Source organism: Paenibacillus sp. URB8-2 (assembly GCF_013393385.1).
Taxonomy (GTDB): domain Bacteria; phylum Bacillota; class Bacilli; order Paenibacillales; family Paenibacillaceae; genus Paenibacillus_AQ.
This window is the reverse complement of sequence record NZ_AP023239.1, coordinates 4,004,019-4,023,379: the sequence shown is the minus strand read 5'-3', so window position 1 is coordinate 4,023,379 and position 19,361 is coordinate 4,004,019. Positions and strand designations below refer to the sequence as shown.

Below are 19,361 nucleotides of genomic sequence, written 5' to 3'. Positions count from 1 at the left end.
GGTTCCGCCATCTTTGTCTTTGTTCCGCTTTTTTTGTATCGCTGATCAGCCCGTTCTCAAGGTCTAAGGCCTGCTTCCATCCGAAGCAAGTTTTGCCGAAGAATACTCAAGGGAGCCTATGCTAACAAAACTAAGTAACGCTTCCGAAGCAAGTTTTGCCGAAGAACATTCAAGGGAGTCTAAGCTAACAAAACTTTTAGGAGGACAACTATGGATTCCATCACGCTGCTGCAAGAGGCGATCAAAGCCCGAGCGAAAGCTTATATTCCGTACTCCCGTTTCGGTGTCGGCGCCGCTCTGCTGGACCAGGACGGTCAGATTCATCATGGCTGCAATATTGAGAACGCCGCCTACAGCGTCACCAATTGCGCGGAGCGCACCGCTCTCTTCAGCGCCGTGGGCCAAGGTCATAAACGCGGCACCTTTAAAGCGCTTGCCGTTGTAGGTGACACCGACCTGCCGATTACCCCTTGCGGCGCTTGCCGGCAGGTAATCGTGGAGCTGTGCGATCCCGATATGAAGGTTATCTTGGGCAATATGAAAGGGGACATTCGCGAGACAACGGTTCGCGAGCTGCTCCCCGGCGCTTTCGGCCCCGACGAGCTAAAACAGGGACAAGCTTCGGAGTAAGTGCGTAAGCGAAGCGGCGAAGCCGCCAGCGTTGCCCGCAGGCAGTGGAAGGAACCCCGCCGCATTAGCACGCACGTGTTCGCGCAAGCGTAAGCGAAGCGGCAAAGTCGCCAGCGATTGCTCGCAGGCAGTAGAAGGAACCCAGCCGCAGTAGCACGCACGTGTCCGCGCAAGCGTAAGCGAAGCGGCGAAGCCGCCAGCGATTGTCCGCAGGCAGTGGAAGAAACCCCGCCGCAGTAATGCGCTTATGTCGGCGCAAGCGTAAGCGAAGCGGCGAAGCCGCCAGCGATTACCCGCACGGAGTCTTTCCGTACACAGCCGCTCGTCACTCTACGCACCGCTCTTCCCGGCGCAAACCGGAGCGGGCGACCGCAGGGAACGTAAGCGTGTCATTCGCCGCATTCCCCTTCATCTCTCCAACCGTAGCAGGCACGCCCATTTCCGGGTGTCCAGAGGGCGGGCCCTTGGGGTCCTGCAAGTTTCCTTCAGGGAAACTCTCTTCGGAAGCCTAAGCTATGGCTAAGGGGGATTTAGGGGGATCGAAAACGATTTTAGAAAGGTTGAGATTATATGTCATTCAAATCGGGTTTTGTCGCCATTATCGGCAGACCCAATGTAGGGAAATCGACACTGATGAATCAAGTCATCGGGCAGAAAATCGCCATCATGTCAGACAAGCCGCAGACGACCCGCAACAAAATTCACGGGGTGTATACAACGAACGGTTCGCAAATCGTCTTCCTCGATACGCCCGGCATCCATAAACGCCAGTCCAAGCTGGGCGATTACATGAACCAGATGGCAATGAGCACGCTCGGCGAGGTTGAGGCGGTGCTGTTTCTGATTGACGCCGCCGAGGGCCTTGGCGGAGGCGACCGTTTTATTGCCGAGCAGCTTCAGGGACTCAAGACGCCTGTTATTCTGGTGATGAACAAGATCGACAAGCTGGAGCCCGAGGCGCTGCTGCCGATGATCACGGAATACAGCAAGCTGCATGATTTTGCCGAGATCGTTCCGATTTCCGCCAAGGTAGGCAGCAATGTAAATACACTGCTGGACCAATTGCAGAAATACCTGCCGGAAGGTCCGCAGTATTATCCGGAGGATCAGGTGACCGACCATCCGGAGCAGTTCGTTATCGCCGAGCTGATCCGCGAGAAGATTCTGCACATGACCCGCGAGGAAGTGCCGCATTCCATTGCGGTGGCCATTGAGGATATGCGCGCAGAGCCGAACGGAGTGGTGCATATCTCCGCTGTTATTTTTGTCGAACGGGATTCGCAAAAAGGGATTATCATCGGCAAACAAGGCGCCATGCTGAAAGAAGTCGGCAGAAGGGCCCGTACCGATATTGAGAATCTGCTGGGGTCCAAGACGTTTCTGGAGCTTTGGGTAAAGGTGAAAAAAGACTGGCGTAACCACGAACGCGTACTGCGCGATTTGGGCTTTCACAAAGACCTGTGATCTTCATCACAATCGACTGCCAGTAATTGCAAGGATAGAACCCGTTCCATCGCACATCCTACTTTGTGAAGACATCGTGTTTTGCGAAGGGGGATAAATACGAATGCGAGATTTTTCGTGGAAGTATTTTGCAATGACTGGTGATGTCGATGCTTATCTGCTGTACCGGGAAGCGGGAGAACCGCTGAATCTGGCGGCTGAGAGCCCGGCGGAAGAAGAGCAGGTCTATGACGAAGAAGCGCAATAAAGACTGGTTGCTTGCCGAGTGGTTGGGGGAAGAGGCATGCTACACAGGGTGGAAGGGATCGTCATCCGCAGTATGGACTACGGCGAGGGGAATGCAATCATTACGCTTTGCACCGAAAACGCGGGTAAGGTAGGTGTTCTCGTCCGGGGAGCCAAAAAAGTAAAAAGCCGCCATGCTGCCCTGATCCAGCCGTTTACGTTAGGGCAATATGTTTTTTTCAGGAATAACGGAGGGCTCGGTACGCTGAATTCCGGCGAGATTATGAACTCCCATCATCCCATCAGGGAAGATCTGATTAAAGCCGCCTACGGCTCATATGCCTGCGAGCTGCTGGACCGGGTGCTGCATGATGAGGAGACGGGGAGCTTCTGGTTCCGGCAGCTGTCAGCCTGCTTGGACGCGCTGGAAGAGGGGAAGGACCCGGGAGTTATTATCAATGTATTCGAGATGAAAATACTCCAGGCGGCCGGCTACGGTCCGCAGCTTGATTCCTGTGTCGCCTGTGGTCGGGAGAAGCCGGACAATGAGTTGCTGCTCAGTCCCCGGCTGGGCGGCGCTTTGTGCCGAAGCTGCCGCCACAATGATCCGCCGGCAATGGAGGTTTCGCCCCGCGCATTAAAGCTCCTCCGTCTGTTCGCTGCCCTGGATCTCACCCGTCTGGGCAATGTCGACGTCAAGGAGAGTACACGGGCAGAGTTGAAAAAAAACATGCGGGCGTTCATGGATACCCAGTTGGGTCTTCGGCTGAAGTCGCAGAATTTTCTGGATCAGCTCGATAAATACAATATTTGACGAACGCCGGATTTTCCGTTAATATAGGGAACAGTTTCTTCTTGTTGAAATATGCCTTACCAAAGGCAAATAACGAGAAGGCCGCCGCCGGCTGAGCCGGCACGCATGTAGAACGGGAAAGTAGTGAGCGATTGCTTGAAATAGCGAGCCGGGGACGGTGAGAGCCCGGTAAAGCAGCGATCATGAAACGGCACCCGGGAGTGCGGAGCGGCAGCATGAAAAGTGGATTTCGTCAGCACCGGCAGCAGTCAGTGAAGAACGGAATCAAGTAGGGTGGAACCGCGGGAGAATAGGATTGGCTCTCGTCCCTATGTCTGAATTTCAGGCATGGGGGCGGGAGCTTTTTGGTCTGGAAAGGGATAATCTTTTCTCTTCCGGCATAGAAACACCGCCTCCATCGCAAGGCGTTTTGCCGGGCGTTAAGTTCGCCGGTCCCAAAAACCGCGAATTTCGGCAGTGCTCAAACTTTAAGCGAAGGAGTCGGTAACATGAATTTTCAGCAGATGATTTTGACGCTGAATGAGTTCTGGTCGAAACAGAACTGCATTATCGTTCAGCCGTACGACACGGAAAAAGGCGCAGGCACGATGAACCCGATGACATTCCTGCGTTCGCTCGGACCCGAGCCGTGGAAGGTCGCCTATGTCGAGCCGTCCCGCCGTCCTTCCGACGGACGTTACGGAGAGAACCCGAACCGTCTATATCAGCATCATCAGTATCAGGTTATTATCAAACCATCCCCGGATAACATTCAGGAGATTTATCTGGACAGCCTGAAGGCGCTGGGCGTTGATCCGCTGCAGCATGATATCCGGTTCGTCGAGGATAACTGGGAGAATCCGTCGCTTGGCTGCGCGGGACTCGGCTGGGAGGTATGGCTGGACGGAATGGAAATTACGCAGTTCACCTATTTTCAGCAGGTGGGCGGCATCGAGACCAGCCCGGTTTCGGTTGAAATCACCTATGGCATGGAGCGTCTCGCTTCCTATATTCAGGAAAAGGAGAACGTGTTCGAACTGGAATGGGTGGACGGCTTGACGTACGGCGACGTGTTCCATCAGCCGGAGGTGGAGCATTCCACTTACACCTTCGAAGTTTCAGACGTGAGCATGCTGTTTGGGCTCTTCAATACGTATGAAGCGGAAGCACGCCGGGCGATGGACCGCCATCTCGTATTCCCCGCCTATGACTATGTGCTGAAATGTTCGCATACGTTCAACCTGCTGGACGCCCGGGGCGCAATCAGCGTGACGGAGCGAACAGGTTTTATTACAAGAGTGCGCAATCTGGCCCGCCAGGTGGCGGCGACTTACGTGGAAGAGCGCGAGAAGCTCGGCTTCCCGCTGCTGAAGAAAGAAGGTGTTCAGCTTGGCTAAGGATTTGCTGTTTGAAATCGGGCTGGAAGAAATCCCCGCGCGGTTTATCCGGGCGGCGATGGAGCAGCTTCAGGACAGAATGACAAAATGGCTGGATGCTTCCCGCCTTGAGCACGGGGAAGTGAAGTCGTACGCAACGCCGCGGCGTCTGGCCGTTATTGTAAAGGATGTAGCCGAAAGACAAGCGGATGTCAGCGAAGAAGTCAAAGGGCCTTCCCGCAAAATCGCGCTTGACGCGGCCGGCGAGTGGAGCAAAGCGGCGTTTGGATTCGCCCGCAGCCAGGGAGTTTCTCCCGAACAGTTCACTTTTAAGGAACTGGGCGGAGTCGAATATATTTATGCTACCAAGAACAGCGAAGGTATAGACACTTCTTCCCTGCTTGCCGAAGGGCTAACCGGAATTGTAAACGCGATGACGTTCCCGAAGAATATGCGCTGGGGAGCGTATGATTTCAAGTTCGTTCGTCCGATCCGCTGGCTGGTCGCGCTGTTCGGCAGCGACACTATCAACTTTGAAATTACGGGCGTCAAAACCGGCAATGTCAGCCGCGGCCATCGGTTCCTCGGGCAGGAAGCTGTCATCGGACAGCCTGCCGATTATGTAGAAAGCCTGCGGTCCCAGCATGTCATTGCCGATGTGAAGGAACGTGAGGCTCTGATACTTGAACAAATCAACAAGCTTGCCTCAGATAAAAGCTGGACGATTGCAATCAAGGACGACCTGCTGGAAGAAGTGCTGTTCCTGGTGGAAACGCCGACGGTACTGTTCGGAACGTTCGATCCGGCTTTCCTGAATATTCCGCAGGAAGTGCTGATTACTTCGATGCGTGAGCACCAGCGGTACTTCCCCGTACTGGATGCCGAAGGCACACTTCTTCCGTATTTCGTTACCGTACGCAACGGAAATGCCGAACATCTGGAGACCATCGCCAAAGGGAACGAGAAGGTGCTGCGCGCCCGTCTGTCGGATGCGAAGTTCTTCTATGAAGAAGATCAGAAGCTTAAGATTGAGGATGCGCTCGCCAAGCTCGAAAACATTGTTTACCATGAAGAACTCGGCAGCGTCGCCGACAAGGTCCGCCGCATCCGCCAAATCGCGGACAGCCTGGCTGGCAAGCTGCAGACGGCACCGGAGGCGGCCGCTCAAGTTAGCCGTGCAGCGGATATCTGCAAATTCGATCTGGTTACCCAGATGGTGTACGAATTTCCGGAGCTTCAGGGAACGATGGGCGAGGATTATGCGCGCAAATCGTGTGAGGACGAGCAGGTGGCCAAGGCGATCTTCGAGCACTATCAGCCGCGTTTTGCCGGAGATGCCATTCCGTCTACGGAAGCCGGCGCGATTGTGAGCATTGCCGACAAAATTGATACGATCGTCGGCTGCTTTTCCATCGGCATTATTCCAACCGGCTCACAGGACCCTTATGCGTTGCGCCGCCAGACCGCGGGCATTGTACAGATCGTACTGGAGCGGGGGCTTCCGGTCGGCTTGAACGAAATCTTCGAAATTGCCGTTCAGGTTCATGAAAATACTCGAAAATTGAAACTTTCAGTGGATGAGCTGCGTAGAAACCTGTATGAGTTCTTCGGACTGCGCGTAAAGCGTCTTCTGTCGGACAATGTTCGCTATGATGTGGTCGACGCGGTCATGGCCGCGGGATACGACGATATTGTTGCCGTTGTCGCCAGAAGTCAGGCGCTCGCGGATGCTGTAGAGTCCAAGGAGAATTTCAAGAATACAGTGGATTCCTTCAACCGGGTTAGCAATCTGGCGGCCAAAGCTGCCGGTGCCGTTCTGGATTCCGCGCTCCTGGGTGAAGCGGCCGAAAGCGCGCTGTACGAAACCTGGCAGTCGCTGCACACGCCGTACCAAAAAGCGCTGGAAGCGGATAATGCGGCTGAGGCGCTCACGCTGCTGGCTGGTCTTAGCGATGCGATAACCGTCTTCTTCGATTCCGTCATGGTCATGGCCGAGGATGAACGGGTGCGGGCGAACCGGCTTTCGCTGCTGGCAGGCATTGACGCCGATTTGAAGAACTTTGCTGACTTCAGCAAACTGGTCTGGTAGCTTGTCATTTAGCCGATAATAGGGCTATTCATGAAGAAAATGTCAGCCTGGTGGTATAGAACGCCGGTTTAGGGTATAAATATACGGAACGGCGCCAAAAGCGTAAGCTTGCGGCTTTCGTTCCGTATTTTATGCTTTTTAAAGATTCGGAAGAAGACGGAAGGATTTTTGGGGATAGGCGCGTATATATATTACACGGGAAACGGTGACAGCCTATGAACAGCTCGGATGCTCAGGGAATGACTATAGTGGTCGACGCGGACGCCTGTCCGGTCAAGAAGGAAACGGCGGACATCGCCCGTGCTTGCGGCGTTCCGGTAATGATGGTGTCGTCTTACGCCCATGAGCTTCGCGGCGGAGAAGGCGTCGCGGTCGTCCGTGTGGACAACAGCGATCAAAGCGCCGATCTTTACATCGCCAACCATATCAAGCCCGGGGATGTCGTGCTGACAGGCGACTACGGCCTGGCGGCTCTGGCGCTTGCGAAAGGATGCCATGTCCTATCCTTCAGGGGACAGACATACGACGAGACCAACATGGATATGATGCTGGAAGGAAGGCATGCAAGGGCGAAAGAGCGCAGAAGAGGCCGTCACTCCAAAGGCCCAAAACCGTTTACCGCGGAGGACCGAAATTTTTTTCAACATAAACTGACAAAACTTTTGAATTTATTGCAGGAGAATGTTCAGCTGTAGCGAATATTATTTATTTGTCAAGAGATGAAGGTGGTTGTTAGTGGCAAGCGGACACGGCAATATTCCCGAGGAAGTTATCGAAAGCGTGCTGGCGCGGCATGATATTGTCGATACCGTAGGAAAGGTTGTCCATCTGACCAAGCGGGGGAAATATTTATGGGGCCTCTGCCCGTTCCATTCGGAAAGCACCCCTTCCTTCACAGTAACTCCGGATCGTGGAGTGTTTCATTGCTTCGGCTGCGGCATGGGCGGAAATGCCATCAAATTCAGGATGGAAATCGAAGGGTTATCCTTTCCCGAAGCCGTTAAAATCATGGCCGAAGAAAGTGACATTCCGGTGCCGGAAGGCGCGGGAGGCATTCAGTCTGCGCACAACCCGGAAATCGACCGGCTGCTCCAGGCGTATGAATGGTCTGCGAAGTTCTATCATTATCTGCTGAAGAATACGGAACACGGCAAAGCCGCCATGGATTATTTAAGATCCCGGAAATTCAGCGATAAAATGATCGACCAATTCCAGATCGGATTTGCCCCGGACCGCTGGGATACGCTTCTGCAGTTTCTGGAAAGACGTAATTTTGACCTCGCCGAAATGGAGAGAGGCGGCCTGCTGTCGGCCAGAAGTGAGGGCAAAGGCTATATCGACCGTTTTCGCGGCCGGATTATTTTTCCGATTGCGAACCGTGCCGGTAAAGTAGTGGCTTTTGCCGGTAGAATTCTTGGGGAAGGACAGCCGAAGTATATAAATTCCCCGGAGAGCAAGCTCTTTAACAAAAGCCGGATTCTGTACAATCTGCACCAATCCAAAGCATCCATCCGCAAAACGCGGCAAATCGTTCTTTTTGAAGGATACGGGGATGTCATTTCGGCTTGGGAATCGGGTGTGCATAACGGCGTCGCGACTATGGGGACTTCGCTTACGGAGAACCATGCGTCGATGATAAAGGCATTGGCCGACGAAGTCGTAATCGCTTATGACGGAGACCGGGCGGGACAAACTGCGGCGATCAAGACCCTTTCGATGCTCGAAGCCGTGGACTTGCGCGTCAAGGTGGCGGTGCTGCCCGGAGGCATGGACCCAGACGAGTTCGTGTCGGAGTACGGGGGAGAGCGCTTCAGGGAACAGATCATTGAGTCTGCGGTTTCGACCGTGAAATTTAAGCTTATATATCTGAAAAAAAACCATATACTCCTAGAGGAAGACGGCAAAATCGCCTATGTCAAGGAGGCGCTGCAAGTAATCGCATCCCTTCATTCCTCTACGGAAAGAGAAGTATATCTGAAGGAAATTGCCTCCGAGCTGGAACTGAGCTATGACAGCTTGAAGCAGGATTGCAATTTGCTCAGGGCTTCGATGCAAAAAAACATTCCCGAAGGGGATAATAACGATAAAAGGTGGAATAATGGTAGGCATAAAAAAGAGCGGATCCAGGCAAGAGCCCTGCTGCCGGCTTACCACGCAGCGGAACGGAGTCTGCTGTCCCTGATGTTTCAGGATGGTGACGCCGCCGCATATGTTAATGAACATCTGGGAGAAGATTTCAACATCGATGATCATGCGGCAATTGCCGCTTATCTATACGCCTATTATGCGCAAGGCAAGCAGCCGGATATCAGCCGGTTTCTGTCCTCGCTGCAGGACGACCGGCTGGAGAAGATCGCGGCCTCCATTTCAATGATGGAATCGCCGCCGGACTGGAGTCCGCAGGTGCTGGACGATTATATCCGCGAAGTGCGGAAATACCCCGTGCAGCGCATGATGGATAAGAAACGGGAAGAAATGATTGAGGCAGAAAAAGCCGGTGATTTTTTGCGTGCGGCACAAATAGCAAGTGAGATTATAGCCCTAGACAGACAGTGAACGATTGACAGGATGTACCTAGGGAGGAGGGAGTCGAATAATGGCGAACGAACAGCATACCGAACTGGAGACGGAATTTACGCTCGACCAGGTTAAAGATCAGCTTATTGAGTCTGGCAAGAAAAGATCTTCACTGAATATTAAAGATATTATGGAGAAACTGTCGCCATTTGATCAGGACCCCGAGCAAATGGATGAATTTTATGAGCAGCTCAGTGATTTGGGGATTGAAGTCGTTAACGACAACGACGAGGAAGTGACGCTTCGTCCGAATGACGAGAATGAGAGCGGAGACAGCGACGATTTCAGCTTTGACGATGATTTGTCGCTTCCGCCCGGAATCAAAATTAACGACCCCGTCCGCATGTACCTGAAAGAAATCGGACGGGTGCCGCTGTTGTCGGCCGACGACGAGGTTGAACTGGCCATGCGGATCAAGAACGGCGACGAAGAAGCGAAGCGCCGTCTGGCCGAAGCGAATTTGCGGCTGGTTGTCAGCATCGCGAAGCGTTATGTAGGCCGGGGCATGCTGTTCCTCGATCTCATTCAGGAAGGCAATATGGGCCTAATTAAAGCGGTGGAGAAATTCGACCACAACAAAGGCTTCAAATTCAGTACGTACGCAACCTGGTGGATCCGGCAGGCCATCACCCGCGCCATTGCCGACCAAGCGCGGACCATTCGTATTCCCGTTCATATGGTGGAAACGATTAACAAGCTGATCCGCGTGTCCCGTCAGCTGCTTCAAGAGCTGGGGCGCGAACCCACGCCGGAAGAAATTGCGGCCGAAATGGAGCTTAGCGTAGAGAAGGTACGGGAAATCATGAAGATTGCCCAGGAGCCGGTATCGCTGGAAACCCCGATCGGTGAGGAAGACGATTCCCATTTGGGCGATTTTATCGAAGATCAGGAGGCGCTTGCCCCTGCGGACGCAGCCGCTTACGAACTGCTCAAGGAGCAGCTGGAGGATGTGCTCGATACGCTGACCGAGCGTGAGGAGAATGTGCTTCGCCTGCGCTTTGGCCTCGATGACGGCCGGACGAGAACGCTGGAGGAAGTCGGCAAAGTATTCGGCGTTACCCGGGAACGGATTCGCCAGATCGAAGCCAAGGCTTTGCGCAAACTGCGCCATCCGAGCCGCAGCAAACGGCTTAAGGATTTTCTGGAATAAACGGCTTTTCAAGGACCTTCTGCTGCATGCGGCAGGAGGTCCTTTTGTCTATTTGCCATAGGGACCGCCTGAAAAGAGGGATAAGAGCCGTTGAATGTGGAGAAGCGTGACATTATTTTAAAAGAAATTCAGTACTGGCGCCGTACCAAGCTCCTTCCGGAACAGTACTGCGATTTTCTGACCAATTTATACAATGATGAAGGCACGGTAAACAATAGAAATCCGATAACGCTGGATAATTTGCAGCAGGGAAGTATTAAAATATGGATGTTTTCTTTTGGAATTATTTCCTTGATTTTGTTAATTGGTTTTTATTTTAGCGTTTTTCCCTGGGGTTTGCAACTTGCGACAGCAGTCTCGGTGCTTGTGGTATGCTATGGATATGCCGGTTTATTGAGGAACAAAATGCCGGTAATCGGCCTGTCTCTGGCGGGAATCGGCAGTTTTCTGACACTGGGCTTCGGCTTATGGATGATCTTTCTCCATAATTTGGATGGTGGGATTTCGATTCCGATTTTCGTGGGAGCTTGCGGGCTGCTCTGGATCATTCTTGGCTTTGTGCTTCGGATCGGCCTGCTTCATTTCAGCGGATACGGAGCACTCTGTCTACTGTACGCGGGTTTCGCGGGCAGGGTTCGTCCGGAGGCGGGGGTTTTGGAACTGCAACTGCTCTGGCTACCGCTATGCGTGCTGATGATCTGGCTGAGCTGGCTGCTGTACCATAGGGTAAAAGGCGTTTCCGGTGTCTATTTCGGAGTCGGCGTGTTGCTGTGGCTCATGCCCGAAATAGACAGCCTGCTGCTGCGGCGGGATTACCCGGCGTGGATTTCTCTGCTGTTGATCGGCAAAATCGCGGCCGAACTTACGGCGCTGTTTCTTTTTCGAAAAAAATGGATTGCGTGGGTGGCTACATGAACAACGTCAAATTATCGCAAAGACTGGGACTGCTGCTGGAACAAATTCCGCGCGGTTGTAAATTGGCCGATATCGGCTCAGACCATGCGCTGCTTCCGTTAGCCGCCGTGCAGTCCGGACGGGCCGCAAGCGCGGTGGCCGGGGAGGTGAACCCTGGACCGTTCCGCGCGGCCCAAAAGGCTGTGCAGGATGCGGGACTGACGGATCGTATATCCGTCCGCCGCGGGGACGGGCTGGAGGTGCTGCGGCCGGAAGAAGCGGACTGTATCACAATTGCGGGCATGGGCGGCGCTCTCATTGCCTCGATTCTGAACCGGGGCTCGTTGGAAGGCAAGCTGGGGGGTGTAAGGACTCTGCTGCTTCAGCCGAACGTCGGCGAGGATATCCTTCGCCGGTGGCTGCTGGATAACAGCTGGGTGCTGACCGCCGAAACTCTTCTTGAAGAGGACGGCAAACGGTATGAAGTCCTCACGGCTGTGCCGGAAGACATGGAGACGGGCGTAACCAACGAACGCCTGTATGCTGATGCGGCGAAGGCCGGAGGGGAACGCCCGTACCGCATGGATCTGCTGCTGAATATGGGACCTTGGCTGATCAGGCAGCCAAGCCCGGTCTTTTTTGCCAAATGGCAGGACGAAATATCGAAGCTGGAGCGTATCCGAAAGTCGCTCTCGCACTCGGAGCAGGAATCTGCCGAAAGCAAAAGCTCGGAGATCGGGGAATTCATCGAAGAGATCACGGAGGTGCTGGCATGCTTGCCAAAGGACAAACCGTAATTCAATACATGGAGCAGCTTGCTCCGAAGCATGTGGCGGAGGAAGGCGACAAAATCGGCCTGCAGCTCGGCAGCCTGCAAAAAGAAATCACCGGCGTTCTGGTTGCGCTTGATGTGAACGACGAGGTCGTGGAGGAGGCGATATCCCGCGGCTGCAATCTCATTATTGCGCATCACGCGATTATTTTCCGGCCTCTGCAGCAGCTGCAGACGGATACGCCTATGGGACGGTTGTACGAGAAGCTGATCAAGAACGATATCGCCGTCTATATCAGCCATACGAACCTGGATGTGACCGAGGGCGGCATGAATGATTGGATGGCCGAGGCGCTCGGCATTGAGAATGGCGCTCCACTGAAGGATATTCATACCGAACAGCTGTCCAAGCTCGTCGTCTTCGTGCCGAAGGACCATCATCAGAAGGTGCTGGATGCCGTCCTGAACGCCGGGGCGGGGTGGATCGGCAATTACAGCCATTGCAGCTTCAACATTGAGGGCTACGGCACGTTCGTTCCCCGCGAAGGAACCGACCCGTTCATCGGCCAACAGGGCAAAATGGAGCGGGCGGAGGAAATCCGGATTGAGACGATCGTCCCCCTCGGCATCCGCACCAAGGTCATTCAGGCGATGCTAAAGGCCCATCCTTACGAGGAAGTCGCCTATGACCTCTATTCCATGGATCTCAAAGGCCGCAGCTTCGGACTGGGCCGGGTTGGCAAGCTTAAAGAGCCGACAACTCTGGGGCAGCTCGTGGAAACCGTAAAAACCGGTTTGAACGTAGACAAGGTGCGCGTGGTGGGGGACTTGGACCGGCCTGTCCGCAAAGCCGCCGTGCTTGGCGGATCGGGCGGAAAATTCCTTGGCAGCGCGATCTTCCGCGGCGCCGATGTGCTGGTCACGGGCGATATCGACTACCATACGGCGCAGGATGCGCTGATGGCCGGCGTCGCGCTGATCGATCCCGGCCATAACGCCGAGAAGATTATGAAGGAAAAGGTGGCCGAATGGATCAAGGCCAAGCTGGCGGAGCATAAGTACGGAACTCAGGTCTTTGCTTCGGAAGTCAATACGGAGCCGTTCCAATTTACCTAATTAGCTAAGAGAATTCTGAGAGCACTTCACCGGAAAAAGGGTAATCTTTACACTTGTACTGAGACTGTGCAGTCTGTATAATATACAATGTTGTTCGGAAAGTTTGACAGACAATCGCCGGCGGCCTTGAGCCGCGGGAGGAAAGTCCGGGCTCCATAAGGCAGGGTGCTGGATAACGTCCAGTCGGCGCGAGCCGAAGGATAGTGCCACAGAAATGGACCGCCGATGGCCGCTTGCTTGCAGGCGGCACAGGCAAGGGTGGAACCGAGGTGTAAGAGACCCCGAGGAACGCTGGTGACTTCGTTCCTGGTAAACCCCACCTGGAGCAAGACCTAATGGAACGCGGCCGATTCCGCAAGGAGGAGGCAGCCTTCGCCTGAGGCGCGTTCGGGTTGGTCGCTGGAGCTGTGCAGCAATGTACGGCCTAGATAGATGATTGTCGCTCACAGTGGGAGGGTAGTTCCCGTCAATACCACAAAGAGCACAGAACCCGGCTTACGGCAAACTTTCCTAAACTGGCAACACCTAATATCAGACAAGTCTATCGCACGTCATAAGCGGCGGCGCATCCGGGAAACCGGAAGCGCCGCCGCTTTTTAACTGCAATAGCTACTTGAAATGCATATAGAAAAGGTCCTTTACAGAGGCTTCAGGGGAGCAAGGATTCCAGCTGTCTGCCGCTCCATTCTTCCAGCGCTTCTCCCAGCCGTTTCACGGCCAGCGGCAGCAGATGCGGCGGCGTATGGGTGAAGTTTAGCCGCATGGTGCTGCGATCCGGTTCACCTGGATAGAACACCTCACCCGGCACGAAGGCAACGCCGCGGGCGACGGCCAGCGGCAGCAGCTCCGCCGTATTGACTGTCTTGTCCAACGTCAGCCACAGGAACATGCCTCCCTGAGGCTCTTCCCAATGGGCGCCCTTCCAATTCCGGGACCGCAGCTCGGAAGAGAGTGCCTTCATCCTAGCTGCGTACTCTCTGGAAATGGCGGCGATATGACCGTCAAGGTCATATCCCGACAGCAGCTCATCCAGGGCGCGCTGGTCGATGGTGCTGGAATGCAGGTCGGCCGCCTGCTTGGCTCTTGCGACCGTGGAGACAAGCTCCCGGCTGCCCGCGATCCAGCCTGTGCGCAGGGCCGGGGCGACAATCTTGGAGAAAGTGCCGGTGTAAACGACGGCGCCGCCTCCCATTTCGCCGTCGATGGCTGCGAGCGGCGGAAGTCCGGTTCTGTCTCCCCCGGCAAACGCGATTTCGCCGTAGGGATTATCCTCCAGAATGAGCGTGCCGGTGCGTCGGCACAGCTCTACAACGCTGCGTCTGCGGCTTTCGCTCCAGGTCGCCCCCGTGGGGTTGCCGAAGGTTGGAACGGCATACAGCAGCTTGGGGCGGTGGAGCCGGAGCTTATGCTCCAGATCGTCCGGGAGCATGCCGTCCTTGTCGCTGGCGACCGCCACGATATTGGCGCGGTAGGAACCCAGCACCTGAAGCGCGGCCAGATAGGTCGGCGATTCGACGAGAACGGTGTCGCCGGGGTCAAGCAGCATTCTGCACAGCAGGTCGATTGATTGCTGGGAGCCGGTGGTCAGCACCACTTCGGCCGAAGATACCGAGATTCTCTGCCGGGCCAGCCTTGCCGCGACTTTTTCGCGGAGCGGGGCATAGCCTTCGGTCAGGCCGTACTGCAGTACGGAGGTGTGTCCGGAAAGAACCCGGTTGTAAGCTTCACGAACCGCTTCGAGGGGAAACAGCTCCTCCGCCGGCAGTCCGCCGGCCAATGAGATAACATCACTCCCTTGAGTCAGTTTCAGAATATCGCGTACGGCCGACGAGCCGAGATGTTGCGCCATAGTGGAATAAACAATATTCATGCTATTTTGCTCCTTACCCAGTGATTTGATGGTATCATAGCGGCAGAGCAGTATAACAGTAAAGATGCGAATATAACAGTGGAGGCGACCTGACGATGCATATCGAATTATGCCGAACCGGCGGCAAGCCGCTCCCGCTGCAGATCAGCGAGGCGCTCGGACAGCGCATAGCTTCCGGACTGCTTCAGCCGGGAATGAGGCTGCCCTCCGTAAGGAAGCTGGCGGTCTCGCTCGGCGTCAGCCAGGTGACGGTCAGCAAAGCGTACGCCGACCTGGAACGGCGAGGGCGGATCGTTCGCCGCCACGGCCTCGGCTGCTTTGTCTCCCCGGCGAAAGACGGAAATCGCGAGGATGAGGAATACCGTACAGGAAAAGCCGGACGGGCCGGGAATTGGAAGCATGATGCCGGAAAGAAGAACGGGAATAACGGGGAGGGCGAGCGCGGCCGAAGCCCGATTCCGGGCCTGAACGCTGGACAGGAAAAGACCGGAACAAGGAAGAGATTCGGATGGCAGGAAGACTTTGAAGATTATTTGCCGAGGGCGCAGCTCTGGCGGAATTTTGACTATTCCGAGGCGGAATATTCTTTCCATCTGGCAGCCATTCATTCCGGACTGCTTCCCCTGAAGGAAATCGGCGAGGCGATGACGATGCTTGTGGCGAAGCGGCCGGAACTGATGTCGGCCTACGGTAATTTTCAAGGGGATCTGGAGCTGCGGGAAGTGATGACCAGGCATCTGCGGACGCGCGGCATTTCGCTGTCTGCCGCAAGTCTGATGATTACGAGCGGAACCCAGCAGGGAATCGATCTGGTGGCCCGAACATTTATTGGTCCTGGCGATGCGGTATACCTGGAAGAGCCCAGCTATACGGGAGCCATCGATGTGTTTGCGGGAAGGGGGGCGGAGATGATATCCGTTCCCATGGATGAAGACGGCATGCGCATCGACCTGCTGACGAAGCTGTGCGACCGGCGTCCGCCCAAGCTGATTTATACGGTGCCTACGTTCCAGAATCCGAGCGGGGCAACGATGAGCATGGAAAGAAGACAGCGGCTGCTGGAACTTGCCCGCAGCTACCGCTGTCTCATTGTGGAGGACGATCCTTTTTCCGATCTGTATTTTCATTCTCCCCCTCCGCCATCCATCAAGAGTATGGACAGGGATGGGCATGTTGTCTACATGAAAAGCTTCAGCAAAGTGCTTGCCCCGGGCTGCCGGATGGCCTGCGTCGCCGCCGAAGGCGATATCCTCGAACGGCTGACCGCCGCCAAGGCGGCCAGCGATCTTGGCGGTCCGCTGCTGATCCAGCTTGCGGTGCTCCCGTTCATTTCGGACCGATATGACGTCTATATGAAGGGATTGCGGTCCGCGCTGCGGTCCCGGATGGAAAGAGCGGCAAAGCTCCTGAAACGTCATGCGCCTCAGGGGGTAAAATGGAGACTCCCCGAAGGCGGACTCAATTTGTGGCTGGAGCTGCCGCATTCGGTCCATGTCGGGGAGCTGTACAGAAGGGCGTCGCGGCTGGGCATCTCTTTTCTGACCGGAAATGTATGCCATGTCGGCGAACCTTCGACAAACTATATCCGGCTCTGCTATGCGCAAATGGAGGAAGAGCAAATGGAACGCGGACTGCTGCTTCTGATGCCGCTGCTGAAGGAATCCATGACCGGAACAACGAGATGACCGGCCGCTATTTACGGCTTGGCTTTCAGTCTGCGTTCCAGCAAGTTGATTTTCTCCCTGACATGCTGCGGCCACAGCTCCAGAGGAACCTCGCCGCCGGATGCAGCCTGCAGCGTTTTGTAGATGTCCACCTGCCCCCAGCCGAAATATTTGTCATGGCCCGGGGTGCCAAGATCGACGGTGTTCTTGGTCATGAGATCCATTACCTCTTTGTTCGACAGATCCGGGTTCAGCGAACGAACCAGACCGGCGAGGGCGGCGGCATGCGGACTGGCCATTGAAGTCCCCGACAGCGCGGCGTACTGGCTGCCCGTATACGTACTGGCAATGCTCTCGCCGGGCGCGGAAACATCGATATAATCGCCGTAGTTGGAAAAGGACGCTCTCTCACCCGAAGCGTTCGTCGCGGCGACAGCCAACACCTCGGGGTATGCCGCAGGGTAACCGGGGCGTTCCGTGTTGTCGTTGCCGGAGGCGGATACGAGCAGGACGTCCCGGTCGTAGGCGTACTTGATTGCATCGTGCAGGAACTGCGAATCGGCATAATTGCCCAGGCTGAGGTTAATGACCTTGGCCCCGTGATCCGCCGCCCAGATAATGCCCTCGGCAACGGAATAGGTAGTGCCGGCTCCGGTGCTGTCCAGCACTTTGACGGGCAAAATTTTGTTGAACCAGCTGATGCCCGCCACACCCTCACTATTGTTGACCAAGGCTCCGATAATGCCGCAGACATGGGTGCCATGGCCTACATCGTCATCCGGTTTCCCTTTTTTGGTAATGGCATTATATCCGGGGAGCAGTTGTCCTTTTAGGTCGGGATGGTCGGCCTGAACGCCGGTGTCGACTACCGCGACTGTGACTTTGTTGCTTCCTTTGGATAAATTCCATCCCCGGCTTGTTTCGATTGCCGGCAAATTCCATTGATAGTCGGAGAACAGCAGATCGTTCGGCGTTACCACCTCGGCTGTATTTTCACCCTCCGCATCATTGGTTAAGTACATATAGTGCGGTTCCGTATACAGCGGCTGCCACTTATAGTAAAAATACGTCTTTAGCTGAGAGTAGGTCATATCGGAGGAGCGGAAAATGTAAGCATAGCCCAGCTTGCGGGGCGCAGCACAGTGAATGTCTGCGGATATCGTCTGAAGCTGGCTTGACCTCGGATGCCCGTCCCTGAACCGGACAACGATTTCATTCTCGTAATAATGGCTCGCGTTCTCGTTGTCATGACCGGTCTTGACGGTGATGTCACGCAGCGTGTCGGCATGCACGGACTCGATGCGGAATTTGCCTTCCTTGGGGTAGGGAATGAGGCGAAGATTTTTGCGCTGATGCTCCGCCACCCGGTTCAGCACGGTCTGGTCAATCAGGGCGAGAACGCCGATCTTTCCATCCGAGCTCCGCTGGCTCATAACGAAGTATTTGCGCTCACCGACGGCAAATGAAGGCGATTCGTAGGCTTGATGCTTTTTCACGGCCGACTTGGCGGCATTCAGATACTGACGAAGCCGCTGCTGCTGCTCGCGTGTGCCGTCCGGCGGAACCGATTTGAACGTTTTGACCGTTCCCGAAGAAAAATCAATCCACATCAGCATGGCAATATGCCCGTGGCTGCGCTGCAAGCTTTCCGCATATAATGCAACATCACGCGGCGACTTTCCTGCCGTTCCCGTGAGCATCGCGCGCAAATCTCTGCCCGCGTCGACGCGGTTCAGCCTCTCCGTGGCGTACACATCCTGTACCAAGGCGGTCTTTTTCAGGGAATGCTCCTGTGGGGGACGCTCGTTTCCTTGACGTCGCCCGATTGGACCCGTTTCGGGACGCGAAGTCAGGCTCAGCACAAGCACGGAAGCGCAGACCGCGGTGAGCAGACCGGCGATGGCTATATTTTTACGGGACATAATTTCCGCTCCTCCCTGGCAATGTAATAAGGTTAGAATGGGAGACAGCAGCCGGATTTATGCATGCTTAAAAAGGATACCGCCGTTCATTATTTTGTGATAGGATAGACATGAAAACGATTGAATTGCAAGGAATGTAACAGCAGGCAAATGAAATTAAAGCCAACGACAATAAGGGGGAGCTACCGCCATGTCAGCCAATGTTCAGAAATTGTGCGAAACGACGAGAGAAAAGCTTAAATATGCCATCGAGAAAATGGAGGCGTTCCTGAACCACTACGCTTTGCCGCAGCTCTCGCCCGAGCAGGACGAAGAATTGACGCATTTTTACCAAGGATTTCTGTCCGATCTCCGCCATTTGCTGGTATTCTCCGAGATGTCGTATGAGAAGCTGGGAGTTGCACTCCGCCGTGCCACGTTTAATGAGGATTTTGCGCAAAAAGCGCTTTATAACGTTTATCATTTTGGCGTCAACAACTTCTTTTATCCGAAGAATGAAAGCTACTCGGAAGACGGCCGTTATGCCTATACCGGACAAGATGCCATTCGCTTCCGCAAAAAGCCGGTTCGTCCGGCGCGCGATATCATTCTGGACATTACCAAGGTGTATGAAGAACTGCGGGATGACCTTACGTATTACGAGAACGATTATTTGACCGAACGACGTATGCAAAATCAAGTATAACCCTCCAAAGTCTCCCGGTTGCATGTTAAGTGCGCGGGAGGCTTTTTTCATTCTCATACAATCACATCCTTGGATTACAAAGTTCTTCCGGACTGTCCACATTTGGGAGCTCCCCAGCCGTATAGCGGCGCAGC

Annotated in this window: 16 protein-coding genes and 1 other RNA gene; 15 read left to right on the top strand and 2 right to left on the bottom strand. The window is 54.8% G+C overall.

The window, feature by feature from the left end:
• The first annotated feature begins 210 nt into the window (after positions 1 to 210).
• The 13 genes from PUR_RS18670 (at position 211) to rnpB (ending at position 13,599) form a co-directional block, all read left to right on the top strand.
• Positions 211 to 630, top strand: a complete 420-nt coding sequence (locus PUR_RS18670) for a cytidine deaminase (protein ID WP_179036539.1) — start codon at positions 211 to 213, stop codon at positions 628 to 630.
• A 570-nt stretch (positions 631 to 1,200) separates the two neighbouring features.
• Entirely contained in the window at positions 1,201 to 2,094 is an 894-nt protein-coding gene (era, locus tag PUR_RS18665) for a GTPase Era (RefSeq protein WP_179036538.1), read from the top strand.
• 103 nt (positions 2,095 to 2,197) lie between these two features.
• Positions 2,198 to 2,341 (top strand): YqzL family protein, encoded by a 144-nt coding sequence (locus PUR_RS18660; protein WP_124695715.1) that lies wholly within the window; start codon positions 2,198 to 2,200, stop codon positions 2,339 to 2,341.
• Between the two features lie 36 nt (positions 2,342 to 2,377).
• Entirely contained in the window at positions 2,378 to 3,133 is a 756-nt protein-coding gene (recO, locus tag PUR_RS18655) for a DNA repair protein RecO (RefSeq protein ID WP_179036537.1), read from the top strand.
• A gap of 488 nt (positions 3,134 to 3,621) precedes the next feature.
• Complete coding sequence (gene glyQ / locus PUR_RS18650) at positions 3,622 to 4,509, top strand: glycine--tRNA ligase subunit alpha (RefSeq protein WP_124695713.1); 888 nt, start codon at positions 3,622 to 3,624, stop codon at positions 4,507 to 4,509.
• Positions 4,502 to 6,577, top strand: coding sequence for a glycine--tRNA ligase subunit beta (glyS, locus tag PUR_RS18645; RefSeq protein WP_179036536.1), 2,076 nt, complete (start codon positions 4,502 to 4,504; stop codon positions 6,575 to 6,577). The genes glyQ and glyS overlap by 8 nt, the downstream gene beginning before the upstream one ends.
• Positions 6,578 to 6,816: 239 nt before the next feature.
• The gene (locus PUR_RS18640) at positions 6,817 to 7,272 is read left to right on the top strand and encodes a YaiI/YqxD family protein (RefSeq protein ID WP_232101564.1); all 456 of its coding nucleotides are present in this window, start codon (positions 6,817 to 6,819) and stop codon (positions 7,270 to 7,272) included.
• A 40-nt stretch (positions 7,273 to 7,312) separates the two neighbouring features.
• Complete coding sequence (gene dnaG, locus PUR_RS18635) at positions 7,313 to 9,133, top strand: DNA primase (RefSeq protein ID WP_179036534.1); 1,821 nt, start codon at positions 7,313 to 7,315, stop codon at positions 9,131 to 9,133.
• A 40-nt stretch (positions 9,134 to 9,173) separates the two neighbouring features.
• Positions 9,174 to 10,304: an RNA polymerase sigma factor RpoD gene (gene rpoD / locus PUR_RS18630; protein WP_124695709.1), complete on the top strand. Its 1,131-nt coding sequence runs from the start codon at positions 9,174 to 9,176 to the stop codon at positions 10,302 to 10,304.
• Between the two features lie 90 nt (positions 10,305 to 10,394).
• Positions 10,395 to 11,219 carry a hypothetical protein gene (locus PUR_RS18625; RefSeq protein ID WP_232101563.1) on the top strand — a complete coding sequence of 275 codons (825 nt, stop codon included), beginning with the start codon at positions 10,395 to 10,397 and terminating at the stop codon, positions 11,217 to 11,219.
• Positions 11,216 to 11,995, top strand: a complete 780-nt coding sequence (locus tag PUR_RS18620; protein ID WP_179036532.1) for a tRNA (adenine(22)-N(1))-methyltransferase — start codon at positions 11,216 to 11,218, stop codon at positions 11,993 to 11,995. Before PUR_RS18625 ends, PUR_RS18620 begins: the two co-directional genes overlap by 4 nt.
• On the top strand, positions 11,971 to 13,086 hold the full coding sequence (locus tag PUR_RS18615) for a Nif3-like dinuclear metal center hexameric protein (RefSeq protein ID WP_179036531.1): 1,116 nt from the start codon (positions 11,971 to 11,973) through the stop codon (positions 13,084 to 13,086). Before PUR_RS18620 ends, PUR_RS18615 begins: the two co-directional genes overlap by 25 nt.
• A gap of 98 nt (positions 13,087 to 13,184) precedes the next feature.
• Positions 13,185 to 13,599, top strand: an RNA gene (gene rnpB / locus PUR_RS18610) — RNase P RNA component class A.
• A gap of 136 nt (positions 13,600 to 13,735) precedes the next feature.
• Here the strand turns inward: rnpB and PUR_RS18605 are convergent.
• Complete coding sequence (locus PUR_RS18605) at positions 13,736 to 14,956, bottom strand: aminotransferase-like domain-containing protein (RefSeq protein WP_179036530.1); 1,221 nt, start codon at positions 14,954 to 14,956, stop codon at positions 13,736 to 13,738.
• A gap of 95 nt (positions 14,957 to 15,051) precedes the next feature.
• Between PUR_RS18605 and pdxR the strand changes: the two genes are divergently transcribed.
• Positions 15,052 to 16,641 (top strand): MocR-like pyridoxine biosynthesis transcription factor PdxR, encoded by a 1,590-nt coding sequence (gene pdxR, locus PUR_RS18595; protein WP_232101562.1) that lies wholly within the window; start codon positions 15,052 to 15,054, stop codon positions 16,639 to 16,641.
• Between the two features lie 11 nt (positions 16,642 to 16,652).
• Here pdxR and PUR_RS18590 read toward each other — a convergent pair whose 3' ends face one another.
• Positions 16,653 to 18,542, bottom strand: coding sequence for a S8 family peptidase (locus PUR_RS18590; protein ID WP_179036529.1), 1,890 nt, complete (start codon positions 18,540 to 18,542; stop codon positions 16,653 to 16,655).
• A 190-nt stretch (positions 18,543 to 18,732) separates the two neighbouring features.
• On the opposite strand from PUR_RS18590, the gene PUR_RS18585 reads away from it, so the two are divergent.
• A complete protein-coding gene (locus tag PUR_RS18585; RefSeq protein ID WP_124695703.1) occupies positions 18,733 to 19,227 on the top strand; it encodes a YpuI family protein in 495 nt (164 codons plus the stop codon).
• Positions 19,228 to 19,361 lie beyond the last annotated feature (134 nt).

Coding starts and splice junctions, on each gene's coding strand:
- PUR_RS18670 (WP_179036539.1), top strand. CDS start 211: ATGGATTCCATCACGCTGCTGCAAGAGGCGATCAAAGCCCGAGCGAAA.
- era (WP_179036538.1), top strand. CDS start 1,201: ATGTCATTCAAATCGGGTTTTGTCGCCATTATCGGCAGACCCAATGTA.
- PUR_RS18660 (WP_124695715.1), top strand. CDS start 2,198: ATGCGAGATTTTTCGTGGAAGTATTTTGCAATGACTGGTGATGTCGAT.
- recO (WP_179036537.1), top strand. CDS start 2,378: ATGCTACACAGGGTGGAAGGGATCGTCATCCGCAGTATGGACTACGGC.
- glyQ (WP_124695713.1), top strand. CDS start 3,622: ATGAATTTTCAGCAGATGATTTTGACGCTGAATGAGTTCTGGTCGAAA.
- PUR_RS18640 (WP_232101564.1), top strand. CDS start 6,817: ATGACTATAGTGGTCGACGCGGACGCCTGTCCGGTCAAGAAGGAAACG.
- rpoD (WP_124695709.1), top strand. CDS start 9,174: ATGGCGAACGAACAGCATACCGAACTGGAGACGGAATTTACGCTCGAC.
- PUR_RS18620 (WP_179036532.1), top strand. CDS start 11,216: ATGAACAACGTCAAATTATCGCAAAGACTGGGACTGCTGCTGGAACAA.
- PUR_RS18615 (WP_179036531.1), top strand. CDS start 11,971: ATGCTTGCCAAAGGACAAACCGTAATTCAATACATGGAGCAGCTTGCT.
- PUR_RS18605 (WP_179036530.1), bottom strand. CDS start 14,956: ATGAATATTGTTTATTCCACTATGGCGCAACATCTCGGCTCGTCGGCC.
- pdxR (WP_232101562.1), top strand. CDS start 15,052: ATGCATATCGAATTATGCCGAACCGGCGGCAAGCCGCTCCCGCTGCAG.
- PUR_RS18590 (WP_179036529.1), bottom strand. CDS start 18,542: ATGTCCCGTAAAAATATAGCCATCGCCGGTCTGCTCACCGCGGTCTGC.
- PUR_RS18585 (WP_124695703.1), top strand. CDS start 18,733: ATGTCAGCCAATGTTCAGAAATTGTGCGAAACGACGAGAGAAAAGCTT.